This is a genomic window from Streptomyces sp. NPDC045967 (assembly GCF_056430495.1).
The window spans coordinates 189,529-212,506 of the sequence record NZ_JBWKLE010000008.1 but is presented as its reverse complement, the minus strand read 5'-3'; the positions used below and the strand labels follow the sequence as shown (position 1 = coordinate 212,506).

Below are 22,978 nucleotides of genomic sequence, written 5' to 3'. Positions count from 1 at the left end.
AAACGGAACGGAGTCGTCACATGGCGCACATCGGGCGTCGGGGAGTGCTGGCGGGAGCCGCGTGGGCGCTGGCGGCGGCCACGGGCGCGGGGCCGGCCCGGGCGGCGGGCGGCCCGCCGTCCCGCCGTGCCGCGGCCGCGGAGTTCCGGGGCATGTGGATCGCGTCGGTGTCGAACGTGGACTGGCCCTCCCGCAGCGGGCTCTCGGCCGCCGAGCAGCGCAGGCAGCTGATCGGGCTTCTCGACGCCGCGGTGCGGCGGCGCCTGAACGCGGTAATCCTCCAGGTCCGGCCGGCGGCCGACGCGCTGTGGCCCTCGCCGCTGGAACCCTGGTCGCAGTGGCTGACGGGGCAGCAGGGGATGGATCCGGGCTGGGACCCGCTGGGCACGGCCGTCGCGGAGGCGCACGCCCGCGGGCTGGAGCTGCACGCCTGGTTCAACCCCTATCGCGTGGCCAACCACGCCGACCCCGACCGGCTCGTTCCCGGGCACCCCGCCCGCGTCAACCCCGAGTGGACGGTGGAGTACGGCGGCAAGCTCTTCTACAACCCCGGGCTGCCCGAGGTGCGGCTCTTCGTCCAGGAGGCGATGCTCGACGCCGTCGCCCGCTACCCGGTGGACGCCGTGCACTGGGACGACTACTTCTACCCCTACCCCGTGCCGGGGGAGGAGTTCGACGACGACGCGGCCTACGACGAGTACGGCGGGGAGTTCGCCTCCCGGGCCGACTGGCGCCGCCACAACACCGACACCCTGGTCCGGGAGATGTCGGAGCGGCTGCGGGAGGTCCGGCCGGCCGCCCGGTTCGGCGTCAGTCCCTTCGCGGTCTGGCGCAACTCCGACCGTGATCCGGCCGGTTCGCCGACGCGGGCGGGCGTGGCCACGTACGACGACCTGTACGCCGACACCCGCAAGTGGGTCACCGAGGGCTGGATCGACTACATCGCGCCGCAGGCCTACTGGCACATCGGGCACCCCACCGCGGACTACGCGGACGTCGTGCCGTGGTGGGCCCGGACGGTGGCGGGCACGGACGTGCAGCTGTACGTGGGGGAGGCGCTCTACCGCTGCGACGCGGACAGCGACACCGCGGCCTGGCGGGACCCGCGCGAACTGTCCCGCCACCTCACCTTCGCCCGCCGGTACCCGCAGGTCCGCGGGCACGCGTTCTTCTCCGCGAAGTACGTGGCCGCGGACCCCAACGGGGCGATGGCCCGGGTGGTCGCCGACCACTACGGGTCGGTGGCGCAGGTCCCGCGCTGAGTCAGTGCTCGGGCTCCTCGGGGTGGCGGACCACGCAGTCGGGACCGGGGGCCATCAGGGCCTCGTGCCCGTCCTGGAAGCGGACCCGGTAGGGAGGGGTCCCGTCGTCGCCCAGCACCTGGGTGATCTCGCCCACCTTGTCGTGCTGTCCGACGATCCTGCCGTGCTGCACCAGCTGGTCGCCCTTGGTCGCGCGCATAACTGACCTCCTCGGTGGCAGTCCGGTCCGGTGCTAGCAGTTTAGGTCGTTTCGCGGCTATTTGACCCGTTGGGTCACGGCAATGCAGACGAGCACCGCGCAGGCGGCCACCGGCGCGGCGGGCGTCAGCCGCTCGCCGAGCAGGGCCACCGACCACACCAGGGTCAGCAGTGGCTGGGCGAGCTGGAGCTGGCTCGCCCGGGGTGCGCCGATCTCGGCCATCCCGCGGTACCAGACGTACAGCCCGAGGAAGGTGGAGCCGGCCGCCGCCCAGACCAGCCCGGCCAGGCCGTGCCCGGTGAGGCGGACCGGTTCGTAAGCGAGCCCCAGGGCGGAGCCGGCCAGGCTGAGCGGCAGGCACAGCACCAGCGCCCAGCCGACCACCTGCCAGCCGGGCAGCGTCCGGGCCAGCCGGCCGCCCTCGGTGTAGCCGGCGGCGCACACCAGCAGGGCGCCGAACAGGTAGGCGTCCCCGGCCGACAGCGAACCGCCGCTCTGGGCCGCCGTGAACGCCAGGACCACGGCGGCGCCCGCCAGCGCCGCGGCCCAGAACCGGCGCGAGGGCCGGGCCCCGGTGCGCAGCGCGGACAGCGCGGCCGTGGTCAGCGGCAGCAGCCCGACCACCACGGCGGCGTGCGACGTCGTCGAGGTGGTCAGCGCGAGGGTGGTGAGCAGGGGGAACCCGACGACCACTCCGGCGGCCACCACGGCCAGTCCCGCCCAGTGCTCGCGGGCGGGCAGCGGCACTCGCCGGGCCAGCAGGAAGACGCCGGCGAGGGCGGCGGCCAGGACGCTGCGCAGGGCGACCAGGGACCACGGCCCGAAGCTCTCCAGTCCCCACGCGGTCGCGGGAAAGGTCAGCGAGAAGGCGACCACGCCCAGCGAGGCGAGCGCGGTACCGGTCGCAGCGCCGCGGGACGGGCCGGACACCGCTATCGTGGCGGGAAGGGTAGCGCTATTGTGTGCTGTCATGTATGAGCGTAGCAGCGTGGCGGAGCTGGCCGAATCCCTCCGGGGCGAACTGGACCGCTACTCGGTCGGTGGAAAGCTGCCGTCGAGTCGTGCCCTGGTCGAGCGCTACCGGGTCAGCCCGGTCACCGTCTCCCGGGCGCTCGCGCTGCTCGCCGCCGAGGGCCTGGTCGTCACCCGTCCCGGCGCGGGGGTCTTCCGCGCCCGGCCGCGGGCGACGGCCTCGGTGGTCGGGGACACCTCCTGGCAGGAGGTCGCCCTCAGCGCCGAGGGGGCCGGGGAGATCGTCCCGCGCTCCGTGGACGCCACCGGGGTGCTGAGCTCGCTGACCACCCCGCCGCCCGGCGTGATCGAGCTCAACGGCGGCTATCTGCACCCCTCCCTCCAGCCCGAGCGGGCCATGGGGGCCGCGCTGGCCCGGGCCGGCCGGCGGCCGGGGGCCTGGGCGAGGCCGCCCGTCGAAGGGCTGCCCGAGCTGCGGGACTGGTTCGCCCGGGAGATCGGCGGAGCCCTCGGGGCGGCCGACGTGCTCGTCACCGCGGGCGGGCAGAGCGCACTGGCCACCGCCCTTCGGGCGCTGGCCCCGCCCGGCGCCCCGATCCTGGTCGAGTCGCCCACCTACCCCGGACTGCTGGCCCTCGCCCGCGCCTCGGGCTGCCGGCCCGTGCCCGTCCCGGTCGACGCCGAGGGGGTACGCCCCGAACTGCTGGCCGCGGCCTTCGACGCCACGGGGGCGCGGGTGTTCGTATGCCAGCCGCTGTTCCAGAACCCGACCGGGGCGGTGCTGGCCGCCGGGCGCCGGGCCCAGGTGCTGCGGACCGCCCGCGCCGCGGGCGCCTTCGTCGTCGAGGACGACTACGCCCGGGCCCTGGCGCACGAGGACTGCGGGCCGCTGCCCGCCACGCTCGCCGCCGAGGACCCCGACGGGGTGGTGGTGCACGTCCGGTCCCTGACCAAGGCGACCTCACCCAGCCTGCGGGTGGGTGCCCTGGCCGCCCGGGGCCCGGTCGTGGACCGGCTGCGCGCCATCCAGGTCGTCGACAGCTTCTTCGTGCCCCGCCCGCTCCAGGAGGCCGCCCTGGAACTGGTCGGCGCGCCCGCCTGGCCGCGCCACCTGCGGACCGTGGCCGCCGAGCTGCGCCACCGGCGCGACGTGCTGGCCGGGGCGCTGCGCCGGGAACTGCCGGAGCTCGGGCTGCCGCACGTGCCGTCGGGCGGCTACCAGCTGTGGGTGCGGCCGGGCGGCGGCGGAGACGACGCCGGGTTCGCGGCGGCCGCCCTGCGGGCCGGGGTCGCGGTCGCTCCCGGCCGCCCCTACTTCTGTGCGGAGCCGCCCGGTCCGCACGTCCGGCTCAGCTTCGCCGGGGTGTCGGGTCCCGGAGAACTGCTCGAGGCCGTCCGGCGGCTGCGGGCGGGCCCGGCGCTGTGACCCGGGGGTCCGCCGGCCCGGCCGGGACACCGTCCGCCGTGCTCCGCCCGGACGCTTGACCCCGTGCGGCGCACGGCTCACCATCGCCGCATGCATGTTCGGGTTTCGCTCGTCGCCGCGGCCCGTAGTTGCCCGCTGCTCACCGAGCGCTTCGATGACGACCGCCCGCTGGACGGGGCCGGCCGGCACGCCCTGGAGTCCGCCGCTCCCGCTCTCGTCCCGCTCGGCGCCGCCGGGTTGCGCTACTGCTCGCCCACCCCGCGCAGCAGGGCCACCGGAGAGGCGCTCGGGTACGGGCCCCTCGCCCAGCCGGCGCTGCGCGAGTGCGACATGGGCCGCTGGCGCGGGCTGACCCTCGCGGAGGTGACCGCGCGCGAACCGGGCGCGGTGGACCTCTGGCTCACCGATCCGCGCGCGGCCCCGCACGGCGGCGAGTCGCTGCTCGCCTTCATCGGGCGGATCGGCGGCTGGCTCGACACCAGGCCCGCCGACGACGGGGGCGCCATCGTGGCGGTGGCGGAGCCGTCGGTGGTCCGGGCGGCCCTGGTCTACGCCCTGAAGGCGCCGCCGCTGACCTACTGGCACCTGGACGTGCGCCCGCTGTCCACGACGACCCTGACCGGCTGGTCGGGCCGCTGGTACCTCTCCTTGCAGGCACCGGTGTAGACCGCTCTGCCCCGCCCGCGCCCTGCCGTACATCGCATTGCATAAAACTGCGTAGCTACGTATAGTCATGCCATCGACGAGGAGGGTCCGATGGCGGTACGTGTAGCGGTGGCCGGAGCGAGCGGGTACGCGGGCGGTGAAGTCCTGCGCCTGCTGCTGTCGCACCCCGAGGTCGAGATCGGCGCGCTGACCGGCCACTCCAACGCCGGGGAGTCCTTCGCCACCCTGCAACCGCACCTCGTGCCGCTCGCCGGGCGGACACTGGAGGCGACCACCCCCGAGGTCCTGGCCGGCCACGACGTCGTCTTCCTCGCGCTCCCGCACGGCCAGTCCGCCGCCGTCGCGGCCCGGCTCGGCGAGGACGTGCTCGTGGTCGACATGGGCGCCGACCACCGGCTGCGGGACGCGGCCGACTGGGACCGGTTCTACGGCGCCCCGCACGCGGGCACCTGGCCGTACGGACTGCCCGAGCTGCCCGGCGGGCGCGCCGCGCTCGAAGGGGCCCGGCGCATCGCCGTCCCCGGCTGCTTCCCCACCGCCGTCTCCCTCGCGCTGTTCCCGGCCTACCAGGCCCAGCTGGCCGAGCCGGAGGCCGTGGTCGTCGCCGCCACCGGAACCTCCGGCGCGGGCAAGGCGCTCAAGGCGCACCTGCTCGGCGCCGAGGTGATGGGCAGCGTCACCCCGTACGGCGTGGGCGGATCCCACCGGCACACGCCCGAGATGGTGCAGAACCTGTCCCCGCTCGCGGGCACCCGGGTCTCGGTCTCCTTCACCCCGACCCTCGTCCCGATGGCGCGCGGCATCCTCGCCACCTGCTCCGCCAAAGCCCTGCCCGGCACCACCGCCGAGTCGCTGCGCGCCGCCTACGAGAAGGCGTACGCCGACGAGCCCTTCGTGCACCTGCTGCCCGAGGGCCGGTGGCCGTCCACCAAGTCCGTGCACGGCTCCAACGCCGTCCACGTCCAGGTCGCCCACGACGAGTCCGCCCAGCGCGTCATCGCCGTCAGCGCCATCGACAACCTGACCAAGGGCACCGCCGGCGGCGCGGTGCAGAGCATGAACATCGCCCTCGGCCTTGCCGAGGGAACGGGTCTTTCCACGATCGGAGTCGCACCGTGAGCGTCACGGCAGCACAGGGATTCACGGCGGCGGGCGTCGCCGCCGGGATCAAGGCGAACGGCAACCCGGACCTGGCCCTCGTGGTCAACCGCGGACCGCGCCTCGCGGCGGCGGGCGTCTTCACCTCCAACCGCGTCAAGGCCGCGCCCGTGCACTGGTCCGAGCAGGTCCTGCGCGGCGGCCTCGTCAGCGCGGTCGTGCTGAACTCCGGCGGCGCCAACGCCTGCACCGGCCCCAAGGGCTTCCAGGACACCCACGCCACCGCCGAGAAGGTCGCGGAGGTCCTGGGCGGGGAGTTCAACGCCGGTGAGATCGCCGTCGCCTCCACCGGCCTGATCGGCGTCCCGCTCCCCATGGACAAGCTGCTGCCGGGCATCGAGACCGCCGCCGCGGCCCTGTCCGAGGACGGCGGCGAGGCCGCGGCCGTCGCCATCAAGACCACCGACACCGTGCACAAGACGGCCGCGGTCACGCACGACGGCTGGACCGTGGGCGGCATGGCCAAGGGCGCGGGCATGCTCGCCCCGGGCCTGGCCACCATGCTCGTCGTCCTCACCACCGACGCCGACGTGGACGCCGCGACCCTCGACCGGGCGCTGCGCGCCGCCACCCGCACCACCTTCGACCGGGTCGACTCCGACGGCTGCATGTCCACCAACGACACCGTGCTGCTGCTGGCCTCCGGCGCCTCCGGGGAGGTGCCCGCGTACGAGCCGTTCGCCGAGGCCGTGCGGACCGTCTGCGACGACCTGGCCCGCCAGCTGATCGGCGACGCCGAGGGCGCAAGCAAGGACATCCGCATCGAGGTCGTCGGCGCGGCCAGCGAGGACGACGCGGTCGAGGTCGGCCGCTCCATCGCCCGCAACAACCTGCTCAAGTGCGCCATCCACGGCGAGGACCCCAACTGGGGCCGGGTGCTCTCCGCCATCGGCACCACCCGGGCGGCCTTCGACCCGGACCGGCTGAACGTGGCCATCAACGGGGTCTGGGTCTGCAAGAACGGCTCCGTCGGCGAGGACCGCGACCTGGTGAGCATGAAGGACCGCGAGGTCCGCATCACCGCCGACCTGTCCACGGGCGGGGAGTCGGCCGTCATCTGGGCCAACGACCTGACCGCCGAGTACGTCCACGAGAACAGCGCCTACAGCTCATGAGCGACGCGAAGGCCGGGCAGCCCGGCACCGGAACGGCGCGCAAGCACACCGCGCTGCCCAAGGCGCAGATCCTCATCGAGGCCCTGCCCTGGCTCACCCGCCACAACGGCAAGATCGTCGTCATCAAGTTCGGCGGCAACGCCATGGTCGACGAGGACCTCAAGGCCGCCTTCGCCCAGGACGTCGTCTTCCTGCGGCAGGCCGGCCTCAAGCCGGTCGTGGTGCACGGCGGCGGCCCCCAGATCAACGCCCAGCTCGACAAGCAGGGCCTGGTCAGCGAGTTCAAGGCGGGCCTGCGCGTCACCACTCCGGAGGCCATGGACGTCGTACGGATGGTCCTCGCGGGCCAGGTCCAGCGCGAGCTGGTCGGGCTGCTCAACCAGCACGGGCCGCTCGCGGTGGGCATGACCGGCGAGGACGCCCACACCATCACCGCCACCAAGCACACCCCCGAGATCGCGGGCGAACTCGTCGACATCGGGAGGGTCGGCGAGATCACCTCCATCGACACCGGCGCGATCGAGGCGCTGCTGGCGGACGGCCGGATCCCGGTGATCTCCTCCATCGCGCGCAGCTCCGACGACCACCACGTGTACAACGTGAACGCCGACACCGCGGCGGCGGCGCTCGCCGCCGCGCTGGGCGCCGAGACCCTGATGGTCCTCACCGACGTCGAGGGCCTCTACGCGGACTGGCCGCACAGCGACGAGGTCATCAGCCGGCTCACCGTAAGCCAGCTGGAGAAGCTGCTGCCCGAGCTGTCCAGCGGCATGGTGCCCAAGATGGAGGGCTGCCTGCACGCCGTGCGCGGCGGGGTCACCACCGCCCGCGTGATCGACGGCCGGGTCCCGCACTCGATCCTGCTCGAGATCTTCACGGACGAGGGAATCGGCACGATGGTCGTGCCCGACGCACAGGGAGGGGAGCCCCGGTGAGCACCGGCAACGAGCAGTACCGCACCCGGTGGAAGGGTGCGCTGACCGACAACTACGGCACCCCCGCACTGGCGCTCGTACGCGGCGAGGGCGCGCAGGTCTGGGACGCGGACGGCAAGCGGTACACGGACTTCGTCGGCGGCATCGCGGTCAACGCACTCGGCCACGCGCACCCGGCGGTCGTCGCGGCCGTCACCGGCCAGATCCAGACCCTGGGCCACGTCTCCAACTTCTACGCCTCCGAACCGGTCATCGCGCTCGGGGAGCGGCTGCTGCAGCTCTTCGGCCGCCCCGGCAAGGTGTTCTTCTGCAACTCGGGCGCGGAGGCCGTCGAAGCCGCCTTCAAGATCGGCCGGCTGACCGGGCGGACCCACATGGTCGCCACCACGGGCGGCTTCCACGGCCGGACCATGGGCGCCCTCGCCCTCACCGGCCAGCCGGCGAAGCAGGACCCCTTCCTGCCGCTGCCCGGCGACGTCACGCACGTGCCGTACGGGGACGTCGAGGCGCTGCGGGCCGCGGTCACCGACCGGACCGCGCTGGTGGTCCTCGAACCGGTGCAGGGCGAGAACGGCGTCGTCGTGCCGCCCGCCGGTTACCTGACGGCCGCCCGGGAGATCACCCGCGCCACCGGCACCCTGCTGGTCCTCGACGAGGTGCAGACCGGCATCGGCCGGTGCGGCCAGTGGTTCGAGCACCAGGCGCACGAAGGCGTCGAGCCGGACCTCGTCACGCTCGCCAAGGGCCTGGGCGGCGGGCTGCCCATCGGTGCCGTCGCCGCCTTCGGCGCGGCGGCCGACCTGCTCCGGCCCGGCCAGCACGGCACCACCTTCGGCGGGAACCCGGTCGCCTGCGCCGCCGGACTCGCCGTCATCGACACCATCCACACCGAGGGCCTGCTCGACCAGGTCAAGGCGCGGGGGGAGCGGCTGCGCTCCGGAATCGAAGCCTCCGGGCACCCGCTCGTCTCCCACGTCCGCGGTGCCGGGCTGCTGCTGGGTATCGTGCTGACCGAGCCCCTCGCACCCCGGGTGCAGCAGGCGGCTCAGGATGCCGGTTACCTGGTCAACGCGCCCGCCCCCGACGTCGTACGGCTCATGCCGCCGTACGTCCTGTCCCCGGAGGAGGCGGACGCGTTCCTCCGGGACCTCCCCGGCATCCTCGACGCGGCCCACGGGGACGGATCCGGAGAATGAGACGACGATGAGTCAGGCGCAGGACAACGAAAACGGGGGCCAGGCCGTCCCGCAGACCCGCACCGCCCGCCACCGCCGGATCGTGGACATCCTCAACCGGCAGCCGGTCCGCTCGCAGAGCCAGCTGGCCAAGCTGCTCGCCGACGACGGGCTGAGCGTCACCCAGGCGACGCTCTCCCGCGACCTGGACGAGCTGGGCGCGGTGAAGATCCGCAACACCGGCGGTGAGCTGATCTACGCGGTGCCCAGCGAGGGCGGTTTCCGCACCCCGCAGGCCCCGCTCGGCGAGTCGGCCAAGGAGGAGCGCATGCGGCGGCTCTCCGGGGAACTGCTCATCTCCGCGGAGGCCTCCGCCAACCTCGTGGTCCTGCGCACCCCGCCGGGTGCGGCGCAGTTCCTCGCCTCGGCCATCGACCAGGCCGAACTCCGGGAGATCCTCGGCACGATCGCGGGCGACGACACGCTGATGCTGATCAGCCGCGACCCGGCGGGCGGCCAGGCCCTGGCCGACCACCTGCTGCGCCTGGCGCAGAAGGAGGGCTAGACCCGGGCGCGGGCTAGTAGCGGGTGACCGCCAGGTCACCCGACTCGGTGCCGATCGCGATGTGGGGGCGGCGGGCCGGGTCGGCCCAGCGGAGGATCTCCCGCATCGCCCTCCGGGGCACGGACACGCAACCGGCCGTGGCGCCCTTGCCGTTGACGTGCAGGAAGATCCCGGCGCCCCGGCCGCGGACCGGCCGGGCGTAGTTGAAGCCGATGACCAGCGCGTGGGCGTACTGGGCCGCGTACGTCACCAGGTGCTCCGCCTCGCCCGGCGCGCAGTGCGCGGGCCGGGGCTCCACCCAGCGGTTGTAGTCGGGGGAGGCGTTGTCCTGGCACCACCACGCGTCGCGCGTCACCCGCCGGTATGCGTACTCCGTACCCGCCGGCGCCCGCCGGATCCCGAAGGCGAACGGGAGGTCGTAGAGCCCGGTCGGGGTGGTGTTCGTGCCCTGGGTTCGGGTCGCGCCCTCGGTCAGCCCCTTCGCCCCGAAGCGGGCCTGCGCGCTCCCGGCCGCGTACCAGCGCCCCGCCCGCCGGTCCCACCAGGTCAGGAGCCCGGTCGTGGAACCGGCGGCGGGAGCGACGGCCGTGATCAGCTGGCTTCCGCCGCCGGTGTCGGCGAGCCGGTCCGGCAGCGGGTCCCGGCCCTGGGAGCCCTGCGGCAGCAGGCTGGTGACGATCAGTGAGGCGAGGACGAGAGCGGTACGCAGCACATGTCAGACGGTACGGGGCGGAAGGGGCAGGGGCAGCGCAGGCAGGCCGTCGAGGCTCGTCCCGATGTGGTCCTTCCTCTCGCAGTACGCGGCGAACTCCTCGTCGGTCTTGCGGCCGAAGTACTCCGCGTGGAGGGTGCGCTCGCCCTCGTACCCCATGAACGGCACGGCGTACCCGCACGTGTCGGAGATCCGGCGGGCGCGGACGAGGATGACCGCCCGCGCCGACGGCCCGTCCGCGTCGCCGAACAGGCCGATCAGCTCGCCCCAGCGCGGGTCGTCGCGGAAGACCGCCTCGCCGTCGCCGTGCACCCGCACGATGTTCGGCGGTCCGCTGAAGGCACACCACATCAGGGTGATCCGGCCGTTCTCACGGACGTGCGCGATGGTCTCGGCGCCGCTGCCGCCGAAGTCGAGGTAGGCCAGCGTCTGCTCGTCGATGACGACGAGGGTCCCGGCGCGGCCCTTGGGGGACAGGTTGACGTGACCGTCGCCCGCGAGCGGTGCGGTGGCCGTGAAGAAGACCGGCTGCTCCTCGATGAAGGCGCGCAGCCGGCCGTCTATGCGTGTGTAGAGCTTTCCCATGCGGATCATTGTCCGTTGGGGCCGGACGACCCCGGGGCGATTCCGAGCCGCGCGCGCATCCGCCGGATGACGTGGTCGCTGAAGAGTCCGGTGCAGCGGTCCAGCAGCGCGCCGACCTCCGGGTCGCGCAGCGGCAGCGGGGGCGGGCGTTCGGGGGACCACAGGCTCTGCACGCGCTGGGCGGCGAGCCGCCGCAGCGCCGGATCGGGGTCGCCGAGCAGTTCCACGGAGGCCCGCAGCCCGTCGATCCCGCCGCGCGCGTGCAGCACCCGGTACGCGGCCCGGCGCGTGTGCGCGGGCAGCCCGGGCGCGATCCGGGACAGCAGCCACGCGGCGGGCAGCCCGGCCGCGAGGGGGACCAGACCCAGCGACGCCTCGCGGGCGACCGCGGGGGAGGGGTCGTCGAGCAGCGGCCGCAGCAGGTCCGCGTCGGCGGCGTCGAGCGTGCGCAGCCCCGCGACGGCTGCCGCCCGTACGGCGTCGCCGCCGCGTCCGGGCCGCTCCACCAGCGCGCGCAGCAGCGGTGCGTCCGCCCGCGGGGCGCACTCGGCGAAGCCGGTCACGGCGTGCGGGGACACCCCGGCAGGGTCCTCGACCAGCCTGCGGCAGAGGGCGTACGGATCCCCGCCGTCCTGCCGGACCAGCCACCGGGCGCAGGCCCGGACCAGCCCGGAGCGGTCGGCCAGGTGAGTCACGGCCTCGGCGGCGCGCCCGGCCCGGCGCAGGGCGGTGACCCCGCCGGCGCGCACCGTCGGGACGTGCCCGCGCAGGAGGTCGTCGATCGCCTCGTCGTCCGGCCCGTCGGCGGCGAGAGCCGCCAGGGCGGCCTCGCCCCAGAGCAGCGCGGTGGCCGGATCCCGCTCCACACGGGCCCGGCGGGCGAGCTCCCGCACGCCGAACACTCCGGAGTCGAGGGTGAGCCGGGTGGCGAACCGCCGGGTCGGCAGGTCGCCGCTGCGGCGGAGCCAGGCCAGGACGGTGTCGGGCTCCTCTCCGGTCATGGTGCGCGCGGCGCGCGCCGGGCGCCACCACCGCCCGGGACGCGCGGGGCGCCACCAGGGCGCCGGCACCGGATCCGCAGCACGCAGGGCGTCCTCGAACAGGTCGCGGGCCCAGGCGCCGCGCTCGCGCCCGGCCAGCCGGAGGACGAGTGGGGTCAGTTCGACCAGGGTGGGGGCCGGGTCGGCCGTCAGGGCCGCGGAGAGCACCTGCCGGGCGCGCTCGGCCACCGCCGGGACCCAGTCGGCGCACCGGATGGCGACGAGCGGCAGCGGCGCACCCGGAGCGTCGAGCGCCGCCGCGCGGACCCGGCCGTCGGGGTGGCAGAGGCGGATCTCGATGCGGTCGACGGCGGGGGAGCCCAGGTGCCAGGAGGAGTGGGCCCGGCGGACCTCCGCGTCGAAGGCGATCCAGGACAGCGGCAGGGTGGGGCGGTGTGCACCGGCCCACCCGGGGCGCCCGCCGCGCAGCAGGGCCGCGGCCGCCGCCCTGCCCTCCGCTGCCTGCCGCCGCGTCTCCGCTCCCATGCCTGCTCCCCGTCCTCTGCGTTCGCCGCGACGCCGCGACCGCCGCGACCGCCGCGACCGTTCCGTTCTCGGTGTTCTCCGCGTTCTCCCGTCCGGCGCGGACTGCCGATCGTAGGCTCGGGCGACGCCCCGGCGCCGCTGATATTCGCCCTGGTCGGCGGGACGGGGCAGGAGATCGATTGACGAAACATACGAGAGAGTGCATAGTTATGCCATTGCGGCGCCTCGCTCGGGGCCTCGCGCCCAGCCGAACGGACCGCCTCCCGCCACCTCCGCGACCGGGAGCCGGTTGCACCATCCACCCCGTGCAGTCTTGAGGAGCAGCAGCTGTGAGCAGCAACAACGGTGACGTCCGGCTCTGGGGCGGCCGCTTCGCCGACGGGCCCGCCGAGGCCCTCGCGAAGCTGTCCGCGTCGGTCCACTTCGACTGGCGCCTCGCGCCGTACGACATCGCCGGCTCCCGCGCCCACGCCCGGGTGCTGCACAAGGCCGGGCTCCTCACGGCCGACGAACTCGAGCGCATGATCGCGGGGCTCGACCACCTCGAAGCCGACGTGGCCGCGGGCACCTTCACCGGCACCATCGCCGACGAGGACGTGCACACCGCACTGGAGCGCGGCCTGCTCGAGCGGCTCGGTGCCGACCTCGGCGGCAAGCTGCGGGCCGGCCGGTCCCGCAACGACCAGGTCGCCACGCTCTTCAGGATGTACCTGCGCGACCACGCCCGGATCATCGGCGGTCTCGTCGCCGACCTCCAGGACGCGCTGATCGGTCTCGCCGAGACGCACGCGGACGTGGCGATGCCCGGCCGGACCCACCTCCAGCACGCCCAGCCGGTGCTCTTCGCCCACCACGTGCTGGCCCACGTGCAGGCGCTGTCCCGGGACGCGGAGCGGCTGCGGCAGTGGGACACCCGGACCGCGGTCTCCCCCTACGGCTCGGGGGCGCTGGCCGGCTCCTCCCTCGGCCTGGACCCGGAGGCGGTGGCCGCCGAACTGGGCTTCGAGCGCGGTTCCGTCGGCAACTCCATCGACGGCACGGCCTCGCGCGACTTCGTCGCCGAGTTCGCCTTCGTCACCGCGATGATCGGGATCAACCTGTCCCGGATCGCGGAGGAGATCATCATCTGGAACACGAAGGAGTTCTCCTTCGTCACCCTGCACGACGCCTTCTCCACCGGGTCGTCGATCATGCCGCAGAAGAAGAACCCCGACATCGCGGAGCTGGCGCGCGGCAAGTCGGGCCGCCTCATCGGCAACCTGACCGGCCTCCTCGCGACGCTCAAGGCGCTGCCGCTGGCCTACAACCGCGACCTCCAGGAGGACAAGGAGCCGGTCTTCGACTCCTGCGACACCCTCGAGGTCCTGCTCCCGGCGTTCACCGGCATGATGGCCACCCTCACGGTCAACCGGGAGCGGATGGAGGAGCTCGCTCCGGCCGGTTTCTCCCTCGCCACCGACATCGCCGAGTGGCTGGTCAAGCAGGGCGTGCCGTTCCGCGTCGCCCACGAGGTGGCCGGCGAGTGCGTCAAGGAGTGCGAGGCGCTCGGCATCGAACTGGACGGGCTCACGGACGAGCAGTTCGCCAAGATCTCGGAGCACCTGACCCCCGAGGTCCGCTCGGTCCTCAACGTGCCCGGCGCCCTGGCCTCGCGGAGCGGCCGCGGCGGCACCGCGCCGTCGGCGGTCGCCGTCCAGCTGACCGAGCTGAAGGCCGACCTGGTCATCCAGCACGCCTGGGCCGTGCACAAGCGGTAGCGGTTCGGCGCTTCCGCTCCGCGGCCTCGCGCCAGGAGGGAACCGTCCGGCCCGCGCGGCGCGTGTCGGACAGTGTCCCGATCATGTGAGGCGAGGAGACGACGGTGGATGTCCAAGGAGCCGGGCCGTCCCGGCGCGCCCTGCTGGCCCTCGGTACGGGGACCGCGCTGCTGACCGGCCTCGCCGCGGCGGCCGGGAGCCCGGCGCACGCAGCGGAGCGGGCGGGTTCGGTGACCCGGCGGCTGAGGGAGCTGGAGCGGGAGCACGCGGCCCGGTTGGGGGTGTTCGCCCGGCACACGGCCACCGGCAGGACGGTGGTGCACCGGGCGGACGAGCTGTTCCCGATGTGCTCGGTCTTCAAGGGGCTCGCGGCCGCGGCCGTGCTGCGCGACCTCGATGAGGACGGCGAGTTCCTCGCCCGGCGGATCCGCTACACGCCGGAGTACGTCGAGAAGGCGGGCTACGGCCCGGAGACCGGCAAGCCGGAGAACGTGGCCGGCGGCATGACGGTCGAGGCGCTGTGCTCCGCCTCGGTCGCCCAGAGCGACAACGCGGCCGCCAACCTGCTCCTCGAAGCACTCGGCGGCCCCACCGCGATCACCCGCTTCTGCCGCTCGCTGGGGGACCGGACCACCCGGCTGGACCGCTGGGAACCCGAACTGAACTCGGCGGAGCCCGGCCGGGTCACCGACACCACCAGTCCCCGGGCCATCGGGAGGACCTACGCGCGCCTGCTCCTCGGGGACGCGCTGCCGTCCCGGGACCGCGCGCGGCTCACCGGCTGGCTGGTCGCCAACACGACCAACACCGGCCGCTTCCGGGCCGGGCTCCCCGCCGACTGGATCCTCGCGGACAAGACCGGCGGCGGGAACGAGTACGGCGTGGCCAACGACGTGGGCGTGGTCTGGCCGCCGGACGGTGCGCCGATCGTCATGGCCGTGCTCACGACCAAGCCGGGCTCACCGGCCGGCCCCAGGGACGACGAACTGGTCGCGAAGACGGCCCGCCTGCTGGCCGCGGCCCTCACGTGACGCCGCACCCGCCCGGGGCCGGCGGGACTCTGACGACAGGGTTGAGGGCGCCCAGTCGCGCAGTGCGTCGAAATCGGCCCGTGTCAGCCCGACCCGCTCGTCGACGCGCATCAGGAGTGCGTGCCGGGGATGGTGCCGGGCGACGTACTCGCGGTCCAGGTCCGTGATGTCGTCGTCGATCCATGCGAACGGCCGGGCTGCCGCGTATTCGAGGATGTACTGGGTCTTCCAGAAGGTCCCGCGCGGCGCCCGGCCGTGCATCACCGGCCAGTCGATGAACGGCAGCCTGGGCAGGCCCAGATGCGGGCCGATCCAGTCGTTCGCCTCGTCCTTCCAGGTGGTGGCCCAGACCAGCTCGTAGGCCCCCGCCAGCGCGAGCAGCTCCGCACCGTGGCCGTGGTTCAGCCAGACCCGCAGGGGTTTCGCGCTCTCGGCGCCCGTCCATCCCGTCGGGCGCATGCGGTGGGTGGTGTAGCCCTCGGGGCGGCGCTGCGCCTTCGCGGCGTAGGGGTTGAGCGGGCCGTCGACGTCGATCAGCAGCAGGGGCTTCATGGGTGCAGGATTCCTCTCCGGCTGCCGGAGGGCAGCTCGTTTTCCGGGGGGACGGGACTCGACGGCCGCTCGGGGCCGCTTGCCCCGGCGCGCGCCGAGCAGGTTTGATCTCCCGTTCGCACGCCGTGCGCCCAGGGAAGGGGAGCTCCATGACCAGGTCCGCGGTGATCCGCCCGCTGGCCCCGAGCGAGGTGACGTTCGCGCGAGCGGGCGTGTACATGGGCTATGCGGTCCGGGTGTCCGGCGCCTTGGACCCGGCGGCGCTCGCCGCGGCCTACGAAGCCGTTGTCCGCGCGTGGCCGGTGCTCGGCGCGCGGCTGGAGCCGGGGGCCGACGGCGGCTTCGACCTCGTCGCCGGTACGGCGGGCGCGGCGACCGCCTCGGTGGTGGACGGCGACCCCGACGGACCGGTCCGCGGCCTGGAGTTGGATCAGCGTACGGTGCTCAGCCGGGTGTCCGTCGTGCGCGACGGCGACACCGCCGGCGTGACGCTGTTCACCCATCACGGCATCGCGGACGCCTACCACTCGCTGGCCGTCCTGGACGAACTGTGGTCCTGCTACACCGACGTGGTGTCGGGGCGTTCGCCCGAGCGCGAGGTGCGCCCGTACCCGGTGTCGGTCGAGGACGCGCTCGCGGCACGCGGCATCGAGAAGGGGCCGGACCCATGGGCGGTGCGGCCGGAGGGCGACGCCGAACCGGCGGCCGGTGAACCGACGGCGGTCGAATCCGCGGCTCCCGCTCCGACTGCTGCCGAGCCCGCGGCGCCCGCTCCGACTGCCGCCGGTCCCGCGGCGCCCGCCTCCGCCGCCGTCGAGCCCGCGGCGGCCGGCCCCACCGCCGCCGAAGCCGCGGCAGCCGCACCTGCCGTCCCCGGTCCGCGTACCGCCCCGCTGGTCGCGCGGCGCCGCCTGTCGGCCTCCGAGACCGCCGCCCTGGTCGAGCTCGGGCACCGGGAGGGCGTCACCGTCAACGGTCTGGTGTCGGCCGCGCTGCTGCTCGCCGACGCCGAGCTCCGCGGGCTTGCGCTGACCGAGATGACGTACCTCTACCCGGTCGACCTGCGCACGCGCCTCACGCCGCAGCTCGGCAGGACCGACGGCACCAACCTGCTCGGCTCCGCCCGCTACCGGCCGGGAACGGAGGCGCCCGGGCTCGTCGAGCTGGCCCGCGGCATCTGCACCTCGCTCGCGGCGGACATCGCAGACGGGGTCGTGCAGCAGTCACCGCTGCACGACCCGCGCAGCGGCCCGGCCGCGGCGCCGCCCCCGGGCCTGCTGGTCGCCACCAACTGGGGCCGGGTGGCGGCGCCGCGGCTGCCGGAGGGGCTGCGGATCACCGACTTCCGCTCCGTCCTGGTCTCGGCGCCGGGCCCGCACCACCCGAGCGGCGGCGCGTGCGTCATCAGCACCTTCGGCGGCCGCCTGGGCATCGAGATCCACCACGCCGCAGCGGTCGCCGAGGAGCAGCGCCGCCGCGCCGACGGCATCGCGGCCCGCCTCCGCGCGGCCGCCGCCCTCCCCGCGTGAGACGGCCCCCGAGTGAGACATGCCCGTCTCATTCGGGGTATGCTTGTCTCATGGCCATGGATCGTGACCAGGTGCTCCGCGACGCGGCGGCCCTGCTCTCCCGCAAATCGACCGCCACGATGGACGAGGTCGCCCGCGCCGCAGGCATCGGCCGCGCGACCCTCCACCGGCACTTCGCCGGTCGCGACGCCCTCGTACGGGCCCTGGAGGAACTCGGCATCCGCGAGTTCGAGGTGGCCTTCGACCGCGCCCGCCCCGAGGAGGGCACGGCCGTCGATGCCCTGAAACGGCTCGTCGCCGAGATCGAGCCCAACGCCCAGTTGCTGGCCTTCCTCGTCACCGAGAACCAGCTCTTCGAGGGCGACCAGGTCAACGAGGGCTGGGCCCGCCTCGACGCCCGCGTCGGAGCGCTTTTCCGCCGCGGCCAGGCCGAGGGCGACATCCGGATCGACCTCAGCCCCGCCTGGCTCACCGAGGCCCTCTACGGCCTCATCGGCACCTGCGCCTGGGCCGTCATGGACGGCCGGGTCGCGGGCAAGGACTTCCAGTACATGATCACCGAGCTGCTGCTCGGCGGCGCCCGACGGAGTGTGGAGAAATGACCGGAACCAAGCAGCTGGGCCCGACGGCGGAGGCGGAGGTCAAGAGCCCCGGGCGCTGGCTCGCGCTGTCCGTGCTCGTCCTGGCCGTGCTGCTGGTGGCGGTGGACGCCACCGTGCTCGGTCTGGCCACGCCCGCCCTCAGCGAGGACCTCAAGCCCTCCGGCACCCAGCTGCTGTGGATCGGCGACATCTACTCCTTCGTGATCGCCGGACTGCTCGTCTCCATGGGCTCCCTCGGCGACCGCATAGGCCGCAAGAAGCTGCTGCTGGTCGGCGCCACCGCGTTCGGCGCGATGTCCGTCCTCAACGCCTACGCGACCAGCCCCGAGATGATGATCGTCGCCCGCGCCCTGCTCGGCGTGGCCGGCGCGACCCTGATGCCGTCCACCCTCGCGCTGATCCGCAACATCTTCCACGACCCCAGGGAGCGCAGCCTCGCCATCGGCATCTGGGGCGCCACCGCCTCGGCCGGCGCGGCCGTCGGCCCCGTCGTCGGCGGAGCCCTGCTCCAGCACTTCTACTGGGGCTCGGTCTTCCTCATCAACCTCCCCGTGATGCTCGTCCTGGTCGTCGTCGGCATCAAGCTGCTGCCCGAGTCCAAGAACCCGGTGGCCGGCCCCTGGGACCTGTTCAGCGTCGCCCTCTCGCTCGTGGGCGTCATCGGCGTCGTCTACGCCGTCAAGGAAGTCGCCACCCACGGCATGACCTGGTGGGTGTGGGCCGCCGCCGTCCTCGGCGCGGGTGCCCTCCACGCCTTCGTACGCCGCCAGTTCAGCCTGCCGTCCCCGCTGCTCGACATGCGGCTCTTCCAGCACCGCGGCTTCTCCGGCGCGGTCCTCGCCGACCTGCTCACCGTCTTCGGGCTCTCCGGACTGGTCTTCTTCCTCTCCCAGTTCCTCCAGCTCGTCCAGGGCCGCGACCCCCTGGAGGCGGGTCTGGCCGAACTGCCCGCCGCCATCGGCGCGGTGGTTACCGGACTGGTCGCGGGCCGGTACGCCCGCCGGTACTCCGTGCGCTCGATCGTCGCCGGCGGCCTGGCCGCCATCGGCCTCGCCCTCGCCGTGCTCACCGTCATCCACAAGGAGACCGGCTACCCGCTGCTCGGTGCGGCCCTGCTCGTCGTCGGCCTCGGCGCCGGGTTCTCCTTCACCGTCACCGCCGACGTGATCCTCTCCAGCGTGCCCAAGGAGCAGGCCGGTTCGGCCTCGGCCGTCTCCGAGACGGCGTACGAACTGGGCGCCGCCCTCGGGATCGCCCTGCTCGGCTCCGTCGTGACCGGCGTCTACCAGGGCTTCACCGCCCCCGCCTCGGTCCCCGCGCCCGTGGCCGACGCCGCGCACGAATCCCTCGGCGGGGCCGTCGAGGCCGCCAGGACGCTGGACCCGCAGACGGCCGGGCACCTGGTGGGAGCCGCGCAGGAGGCGTTCGTGGACGGGCTGCGGCTGGCCTCCGGTGTCGGCGCCGCCGTCCTGCTGGCGACGGCCGCGGCCGCCTGGTTCCTGCTGAAGGGCCAGAAACTCCAGGACGGCGTCGAGCACTGACGTCCCGCCCCAAGGCGCCCGTGCCCGCCGACGCGGCCGGGATCCGGCCGAGTTGACAGCCCGTCGAGCCGCGGGACACGATCCCGGCGATGGAGATCAACGACCTGACCCCGGCCGAACGCCGCATCTGGCACGCGTTCCCGCGCGGTGACGGCGTCGACTTCCGGCAGCACCCCGAGGACAGCTCCGTGGACGGGGCCGAGTGGGGGCCGGAGCGCACGGTGCGCGCCGAGGTGCTGCGGGCCCTCCTGCTCGGCGCGGCTCCGGCGATGGAGGGCCGGGTCGCGGGGCTCAAGATCAAGGGCGCGAAGATCGTCGGCAAGCTCGACCTGCGCTACGCGGCCGTCGACCATCCGATACGGATGCGCGACTGCTGGTTCGAGCGGAAACCCCTGCTGTACGGCGCCCAGCTGAAAGCCCTCGTCCTCGGCTACTCCACGCTGCCCGGCCTGACCGCGGCCACCCTGCGCGTGGACGTGGTCCTGCGGCTCTCCTGCTGCCGGATCACCGGGCCCGTTCGCCTGCAGGGCGCCAGGATCGCCGGCGGGATCTTCCTCCAGGGAGCCGTCATAGGGCCGCCCTCCGGGGAGGAGGCGGGAGAGGCCGCGCTCCAGCTCAACCACGCCGAGATCGGTACCGACGTCATCGCCAACGACCTGACGGTCCACGGCCAACTACGGCTCAACGGCGCCACGGTGGGCGGACAGGTGCAGCTCGACGGGGCCCGACTGCTGAGCCCCGGCGGCATAGCCCTGCACGCCGAGACCCTGACCGTGGGCACCGACCTGCGCGCACACCGGTTGCAGGCCCGCGGCATGGTCAACCTCACCGGCTCGCGCATCCCCGGTCAGGCCATGTTCAGCCGCGCCGATCTCGCCCATCCCGGCGGAACGGCGCTGCGCGCCTCCAGCTGCGCCATAGGAGAGCTGTGGCTGCGCCGGTGCCCGACGATCCGGGGGGACGTGAACCTGCGCCGGTCCACCGTCGACCTGCTGCACATAGACCCCGCCGTCTGGCCCGACCGTATCGCCATCGACGGCCTGACCTACCGCACCCTCGCTCCGCACCTTCCGGCCGAGGAGCGGCTGCCCGCGCTGGAGCGGGAGGGCTCGGGGTACCTGCCGTACGCCTACGAACAGCTCGCGGCGGCCTACCGTACCGCCGGGGACGAGGTGGCGGCCCGGTCGGTACAGCTCGCCAAGCTGCGCCGGCACCGGCGTACCCGGCCCCGGCACGAGCAGGTCTGGGGCCTGGTCCAGGACGCCACCGTCGGGTACGGCTTCCGGCCGCTCCGGGCGACGGGCTGGCTGCTGGCCCTGCTGGTGACCGGAGCGGTCGCCTACGGAACACGGCCGCCCCGCCCGGTCAAGGCCGGAGAGGCCCCGGACTTCAACGCGGTGTTCTACACGATCGATCTGCTGGTGCCCATCATCAGCTTCGGGCAGGAGTCCGCCTACGCGCCGAGCGGCCGGTACCAGTGGCTGTCGTACCTGCTGATCGTCACCGGCTGGATCCTCGCCACCACGACGGCGGCGGGCATCAGCCGGTCCCTGCGCCGTCAGTGAGCACGTGTCCTAGGCGGCCTTCGCCTTGGTCGCGTACATGTCCACGTACTCCTGGCCCGACAGCCGCATGACCTCGGCCATCACCGAGTCCGTCACCGCGCGCAGCACGTACCGGTCGCGGTCCATGCCCTCGTAGCGGGAGAACTCCATCGGCTCGCCGAAGCGCACGGTGACCCGGCCCGGGCGCGGCATCCCCGCGCCGCCCGGCTGGAGCTTGTCGGTGCCGATCATCGCGAACGGGACCACCGGGGCGCCCGTCATCAGGGTCAGGCGGGCGATGCCGGTGCGGCCGCGGTAGAGGCGGCCGTCGGGGGAGCGGGTGCCCTCCGGGTAGATGCCGAAGATCTTGCCCTCTTCGAGGATCCTGCGGCCGGTCATCAGCGCCGCGACCCCGCCGTTCGCCCCGTCCCGGTCGACCGGGATCATGCCGGAGCCGGTGAAGAACCAGGCCATGGCGCGGCCCTTGAGCCCCTTGCCCGTCACGTACTCGTCCTTGCCGATGAAGTGGACCGTCCGGTCGCACACCAGCGGAAGGATCATGGAGTCGATGAACGTGAGGTGGTTTCCCGCCAGAATCACGGCTCCGGTACCGGGGATGTTCTCGAGGCCCTCCACGCGGGTGCGGAACATCAGGCGCATGACCGGTCCGACAGTGGCTTTGATGAGGCGCGTACGGAACAACGTGGGCCCTCCGGCATCGAAAAGCGGTTCTCGCACCCACCACACGGCGGTAGTGCAGGTGAGGACGATACTCGCGGGTCGGCTCTGATCGCACATCGGGTTCACGGAGCGGATACGCGTTGTTGACGTACGTTTCCGCCGTGTTCCGACATGACACCCTTGCCGGATACCCCCTCCCGCCTACCATCGGCACGCCGATTCGGGCAATTTCGCGAGGGGGAGTGGCATCCATGGCACAGGGCGGGGCAGCACGGCGCACGGTCATCGGCGCGGCGGTACTGGCGGCCGGCACGGGCATCACCGCACTCGGGGCGGGACCCGCCGCGGCCTCCGCCGCGGGCGGCGGGCACGGCGGGGGAGGGTTCCGGGACCTCCCCCACCCGACGGTGATCGGCCACCGCGGAGCCAGCGGCTACCGGCCCGAGCACACGCTCGGCTCCTACCAGCTCGCGCTCGACCTGGGCGCCGACGTCATCGAGCAGGACCTCGTCCCGACCCGGGACGGGCACCTGGTGTGCCGTCACGAGAACGAGATCGGCGGCACCACGGACGTCGCCGACCACCCGCAGTTCGCGGCGCGCCGGACCACCAGGTCCGTCGACGGGGTGCCCGTCACGGGCTGGTTCACCGAGGACTTCACCCTCGCCGAGCTGAAGACGCTGCGCGCGAAGGAACGCATCCCCGCCGTCCGCCAGCGCAACACCCTCTACGACGGCCGGTGGGAGGTGCCCACCTTCGAGGAGGTCCTGCGCTGGGCCGACCGGGAGGGCCGCCGACGCGGCAAGCGGGTCTGGCTGCACGTGGAGACCAAGCACCCCAGCCACTTCCGTGCGCTCGGCCTGGGGCTGGAGGAGCCGCTGGCCAGGCTGCTGCGCCGGTACGGACGCGACCGCCGCGACTCGGCCGTCTTCCTCCAGTCCTTCGAACCCTCCAGCATCCAGCGGCTCTCCCGGCTGGTCTCGGTGCCCCGCGTCGTCCTGCTCTCCGCGGCCGGAACCCGCCCCTGGGACTTCGAACTGGCCAAGGACCCGCGCACGGTCGCGGACCTGGTCACACCGGAGGGCCTGCGGTGGCTGGCCGGCTTCGCCCAGGGCATCGGCCCGACCATGGACCTGATCCTCCCGCGCGACGCGGCCGGCAGGCTCGGCACGCCGACCACCCTGGTCCGGGACGCCCACGCCCAAGGGCTGCTGCTGCACCCCTACACCGCGCGGAACGAGAACAGCTTCCTGCCGGCCGAGTTCCGCAAGGGCGCCGATCCGGCCGCGTACGGCGACGCCTTCGGCGCCTTCCGTGCGTACTTCGAACAGGGCATCGACGGCATCTTCACCGACAACCCGGACACCGGACTCCTCGCGGCCGAGACCTTCCGTCCGGGCCGACGCCCCGTCAACAGCTGAACACGGCTTCCCGTACGGGTGGGA

General features: G+C 73.9%; 21 protein-coding genes and 1 pseudogene. 15 read left to right on the top strand and 7 right to left on the bottom strand.

Features of this window, described 5'->3' with window-relative positions:
* Window positions 1-20 precede the first annotated feature (20 nt).
* Window positions 21-1,262 carry a glycoside hydrolase family 10-like protein gene (locus AC07FY_RS18720; protein WP_479007513.1) on the top strand — a complete coding sequence of 414 codons (1,242 nt, stop codon included), beginning with the start codon at window positions 21-23 and terminating at the stop codon, window positions 1,260-1,262.
* A 1-nt stretch (window position 1,263) separates the two neighbouring features.
* On the opposite strand, the gene AC07FY_RS18715 is transcribed toward AC07FY_RS18720, so the two are convergent.
* Both AC07FY_RS18715 and AC07FY_RS18710 read right to left on the bottom strand, forming a co-directional pair.
* On the bottom strand, window positions 1,264-1,461 hold the full coding sequence (locus tag AC07FY_RS18715; RefSeq protein WP_479007511.1) for a DUF1918 domain-containing protein: 198 nt from the start codon (window positions 1,459-1,461) through the stop codon (window positions 1,264-1,266).
* 57 nt (window positions 1,462-1,518) lie between these two features.
* Window positions 1,519-2,433 carry a DMT family transporter gene (locus tag AC07FY_RS18710; protein WP_479007509.1) on the bottom strand — a complete coding sequence of 305 codons (915 nt, stop codon included), beginning with the start codon at window positions 2,431-2,433 and terminating at the stop codon, window positions 1,519-1,521.
* On the opposite strand from AC07FY_RS18710, the gene AC07FY_RS18705 reads away from it, so the two are divergent.
* The 7 genes from AC07FY_RS18705 (at window position 2,432) to AC07FY_RS18675 (ending at window position 9,473) form a co-directional block, all read left to right on the top strand.
* Entirely contained in the window at window positions 2,432-3,859 is a 1,428-nt protein-coding gene (locus AC07FY_RS18705) for an aminotransferase-like domain-containing protein (RefSeq protein WP_479007507.1), read from the top strand. The two genes, AC07FY_RS18710 and AC07FY_RS18705, sit on opposite strands and share 2 nt — an antisense overlap.
* Window positions 3,860-3,949: 90 nt before the next feature.
* Window positions 3,950-4,525: a histidine phosphatase family protein gene (locus AC07FY_RS18700; RefSeq protein WP_479007505.1), complete on the top strand. Its 576-nt coding sequence runs from the start codon at window positions 3,950-3,952 to the stop codon at window positions 4,523-4,525.
* 90 nt (window positions 4,526-4,615) lie between these two features.
* The gene (gene argC, locus AC07FY_RS18695; RefSeq protein WP_479007503.1) at window positions 4,616-5,644 is read left to right on the top strand and encodes an N-acetyl-gamma-glutamyl-phosphate reductase; all 1,029 of its coding nucleotides are present in this window, start codon (window positions 4,616-4,618) and stop codon (window positions 5,642-5,644) included.
* Window positions 5,641-6,798, top strand: a complete 1,158-nt coding sequence (gene argJ, locus AC07FY_RS18690; protein ID WP_479007501.1) for a bifunctional glutamate N-acetyltransferase/amino-acid acetyltransferase ArgJ — start codon at window positions 5,641-5,643, stop codon at window positions 6,796-6,798. Before argC ends, argJ begins: the two co-directional genes overlap by 4 nt.
* Window positions 6,795-7,733, top strand: coding sequence for an acetylglutamate kinase (gene argB / locus AC07FY_RS18685; RefSeq protein ID WP_479007499.1), 939 nt, complete (start codon window positions 6,795-6,797; stop codon window positions 7,731-7,733). Before argJ ends, argB begins: the two co-directional genes overlap by 4 nt.
* Window positions 7,730-8,929 (top strand): acetylornithine transaminase, encoded by a 1,200-nt coding sequence (locus AC07FY_RS18680; protein WP_479007497.1) that lies wholly within the window; start codon window positions 7,730-7,732, stop codon window positions 8,927-8,929. The genes argB and AC07FY_RS18680 overlap by 4 nt, the downstream gene beginning before the upstream one ends.
* A 7-nt stretch (window positions 8,930-8,936) precedes the next feature.
* On the top strand, window positions 8,937-9,473 hold the full coding sequence (locus tag AC07FY_RS18675) for an arginine repressor (RefSeq protein WP_073920362.1): 537 nt from the start codon (window positions 8,937-8,939) through the stop codon (window positions 9,471-9,473).
* Between the two features lie 13 nt (window positions 9,474-9,486).
* Here the strand turns inward: AC07FY_RS18675 and AC07FY_RS18670 are convergent, their stop codons facing one another.
* The 3 genes from AC07FY_RS18670 to AC07FY_RS18660 are packed head-to-tail and all read right to left on the bottom strand — an operon-like array spanning window position 9,487 to window position 12,296.
* Complete coding sequence (locus AC07FY_RS18670) at window positions 9,487-10,182, bottom strand: L,D-transpeptidase family protein (protein WP_479007615.1); 696 nt, start codon at window positions 10,180-10,182, stop codon at window positions 9,487-9,489.
* A 6-nt stretch (window positions 10,183-10,188) separates the two neighbouring features.
* Entirely contained in the window at window positions 10,189-10,770 is a 582-nt protein-coding gene (locus AC07FY_RS18665; protein ID WP_479007495.1) for a pyridoxamine 5'-phosphate oxidase family protein, read from the bottom strand.
* A gap of 5 nt (window positions 10,771-10,775) precedes the next feature.
* Window positions 10,776-12,296 (bottom strand): hypothetical protein, encoded by a 1,521-nt coding sequence (locus AC07FY_RS18660; RefSeq protein WP_479007493.1) that lies wholly within the window; start codon window positions 12,294-12,296, stop codon window positions 10,776-10,778.
* A gap of 329 nt (window positions 12,297-12,625) precedes the next feature.
* Here AC07FY_RS18660 and argH point away from each other — a divergent pair, with 329 nt between their 5' ends.
* Both argH and bla read left to right on the top strand, forming a co-directional pair.
* A complete protein-coding gene (argH, locus tag AC07FY_RS18655; protein WP_479007491.1) occupies window positions 12,626-14,053 on the top strand; it encodes an argininosuccinate lyase in 1,428 nt (475 codons plus the stop codon).
* Window positions 14,054-14,157: 104 nt separating this feature from the next.
* On the top strand, window positions 14,158-15,084 hold the full coding sequence (gene bla / locus AC07FY_RS18650; protein ID WP_479007489.1) for a class A beta-lactamase: 927 nt from the start codon (window positions 14,158-14,160) through the stop codon (window positions 15,082-15,084).
* A 48-nt stretch (window positions 15,085-15,132) separates the two neighbouring features.
* Here bla and AC07FY_RS18645 read toward each other — a convergent pair.
* Window positions 15,133-15,636: pseudogene (locus tag AC07FY_RS18645) on the bottom strand (HAD domain-containing protein); the annotation flags it as partial.
* A gap of 149 nt (window positions 15,637-15,785) precedes the next feature.
* Here AC07FY_RS18645 and AC07FY_RS18640 point away from each other — a divergent pair.
* The 4 genes from AC07FY_RS18640 to AC07FY_RS18625 all read left to right on the top strand — a co-directional run bounded on the left by AC07FY_RS18640 (window position 15,786) and on the right by AC07FY_RS18625 (window position 20,873).
* Window positions 15,786-17,165 carry a phthiocerol/phthiodiolone dimycocerosyl transferase family protein gene (locus AC07FY_RS18640; RefSeq protein ID WP_479007487.1) on the top strand — a complete coding sequence of 460 codons (1,380 nt, stop codon included), beginning with the start codon at window positions 15,786-15,788 and terminating at the stop codon, window positions 17,163-17,165.
* Between the two features lie 50 nt (window positions 17,166-17,215).
* Window positions 17,216-17,767, top strand: a complete 552-nt coding sequence (locus AC07FY_RS18635) for a TetR/AcrR family transcriptional regulator (RefSeq protein ID WP_479007485.1) — start codon at window positions 17,216-17,218, stop codon at window positions 17,765-17,767.
* Entirely contained in the window at window positions 17,764-19,308 is a 1,545-nt protein-coding gene (locus AC07FY_RS18630) for an MFS transporter (protein WP_479007483.1), read from the top strand. Before AC07FY_RS18635 ends, AC07FY_RS18630 begins: the two co-directional genes overlap by 4 nt.
* An 89-nt stretch (window positions 19,309-19,397) precedes the next feature.
* Window positions 19,398-20,873 (top strand): membrane-associated oxidoreductase, encoded by a 1,476-nt coding sequence (locus tag AC07FY_RS18625; RefSeq protein ID WP_479007481.1) that lies wholly within the window; start codon window positions 19,398-19,400, stop codon window positions 20,871-20,873.
* A gap of 9 nt (window positions 20,874-20,882) precedes the next feature.
* On the opposite strand, the gene AC07FY_RS18620 is transcribed toward AC07FY_RS18625, so the two are convergent.
* Complete coding sequence (locus tag AC07FY_RS18620) at window positions 20,883-21,650, bottom strand: lysophospholipid acyltransferase family protein (protein ID WP_479007479.1); 768 nt, start codon at window positions 21,648-21,650, stop codon at window positions 20,883-20,885.
* Between the two features lie 134 nt (window positions 21,651-21,784).
* Here AC07FY_RS18620 and AC07FY_RS18615 point away from each other — a divergent pair, with 134 nt between their 5' ends.
* Window positions 21,785-22,954, top strand: coding sequence for a glycerophosphodiester phosphodiesterase (locus AC07FY_RS18615; RefSeq protein WP_479007477.1), 1,170 nt, complete (start codon window positions 21,785-21,787; stop codon window positions 22,952-22,954).
* Window positions 22,955-22,978 lie beyond the last annotated feature (24 nt).

Coding starts and splice junctions, on each gene's coding strand:
- AC07FY_RS18720 (WP_479007513.1), top strand. CDS start 21: ATGGCGCACATCGGGCGTCGGGGAGTGCTGGCGGGAGCCGCGTGGGCG.
- AC07FY_RS18715 (WP_479007511.1), bottom strand. CDS start 1,461: ATGCGCGCGACCAAGGGCGACCAGCTGGTGCAGCACGGCAGGATCGTC.
- AC07FY_RS18705 (WP_479007507.1), top strand. CDS start 2,432: ATGTATGAGCGTAGCAGCGTGGCGGAGCTGGCCGAATCCCTCCGGGGC.
- AC07FY_RS18710 (WP_479007509.1), bottom strand. CDS start 2,433: ATGACAGCACACAATAGCGCTACCCTTCCCGCCACGATAGCGGTGTCC.
- AC07FY_RS18700 (WP_479007505.1), top strand. CDS start 3,950: ATGCATGTTCGGGTTTCGCTCGTCGCCGCGGCCCGTAGTTGCCCGCTG.
- argC (WP_479007503.1), top strand. CDS start 4,616: ATGGCGGTACGTGTAGCGGTGGCCGGAGCGAGCGGGTACGCGGGCGGT.
- argB (WP_479007499.1), top strand. CDS start 6,795: ATGAGCGACGCGAAGGCCGGGCAGCCCGGCACCGGAACGGCGCGCAAG.
- AC07FY_RS18675 (WP_073920362.1), top strand. CDS start 8,937: ATGAGTCAGGCGCAGGACAACGAAAACGGGGGCCAGGCCGTCCCGCAG.
- AC07FY_RS18665 (WP_479007495.1), bottom strand. CDS start 10,770: ATGGGAAAGCTCTACACACGCATAGACGGCCGGCTGCGCGCCTTCATC.
- AC07FY_RS18660 (WP_479007493.1), bottom strand. CDS start 12,296: ATGGGAGCGGAGACGCGGCGGCAGGCAGCGGAGGGCAGGGCGGCGGCC.
- AC07FY_RS18640 (WP_479007487.1), top strand. CDS start 15,786: ATGACCAGGTCCGCGGTGATCCGCCCGCTGGCCCCGAGCGAGGTGACG.
- AC07FY_RS18635 (WP_479007485.1), top strand. CDS start 17,216: ATGGCCATGGATCGTGACCAGGTGCTCCGCGACGCGGCGGCCCTGCTC.
- AC07FY_RS18630 (WP_479007483.1), top strand. CDS start 17,764: ATGACCGGAACCAAGCAGCTGGGCCCGACGGCGGAGGCGGAGGTCAAG.
- AC07FY_RS18625 (WP_479007481.1), top strand. CDS start 19,398: ATGGAGATCAACGACCTGACCCCGGCCGAACGCCGCATCTGGCACGCG.
- AC07FY_RS18620 (WP_479007479.1), bottom strand. CDS start 21,650: ATGTGCGATCAGAGCCGACCCGCGAGTATCGTCCTCACCTGCACTACC.
- AC07FY_RS18615 (WP_479007477.1), top strand. CDS start 21,785: ATGGCACAGGGCGGGGCAGCACGGCGCACGGTCATCGGCGCGGCGGTA.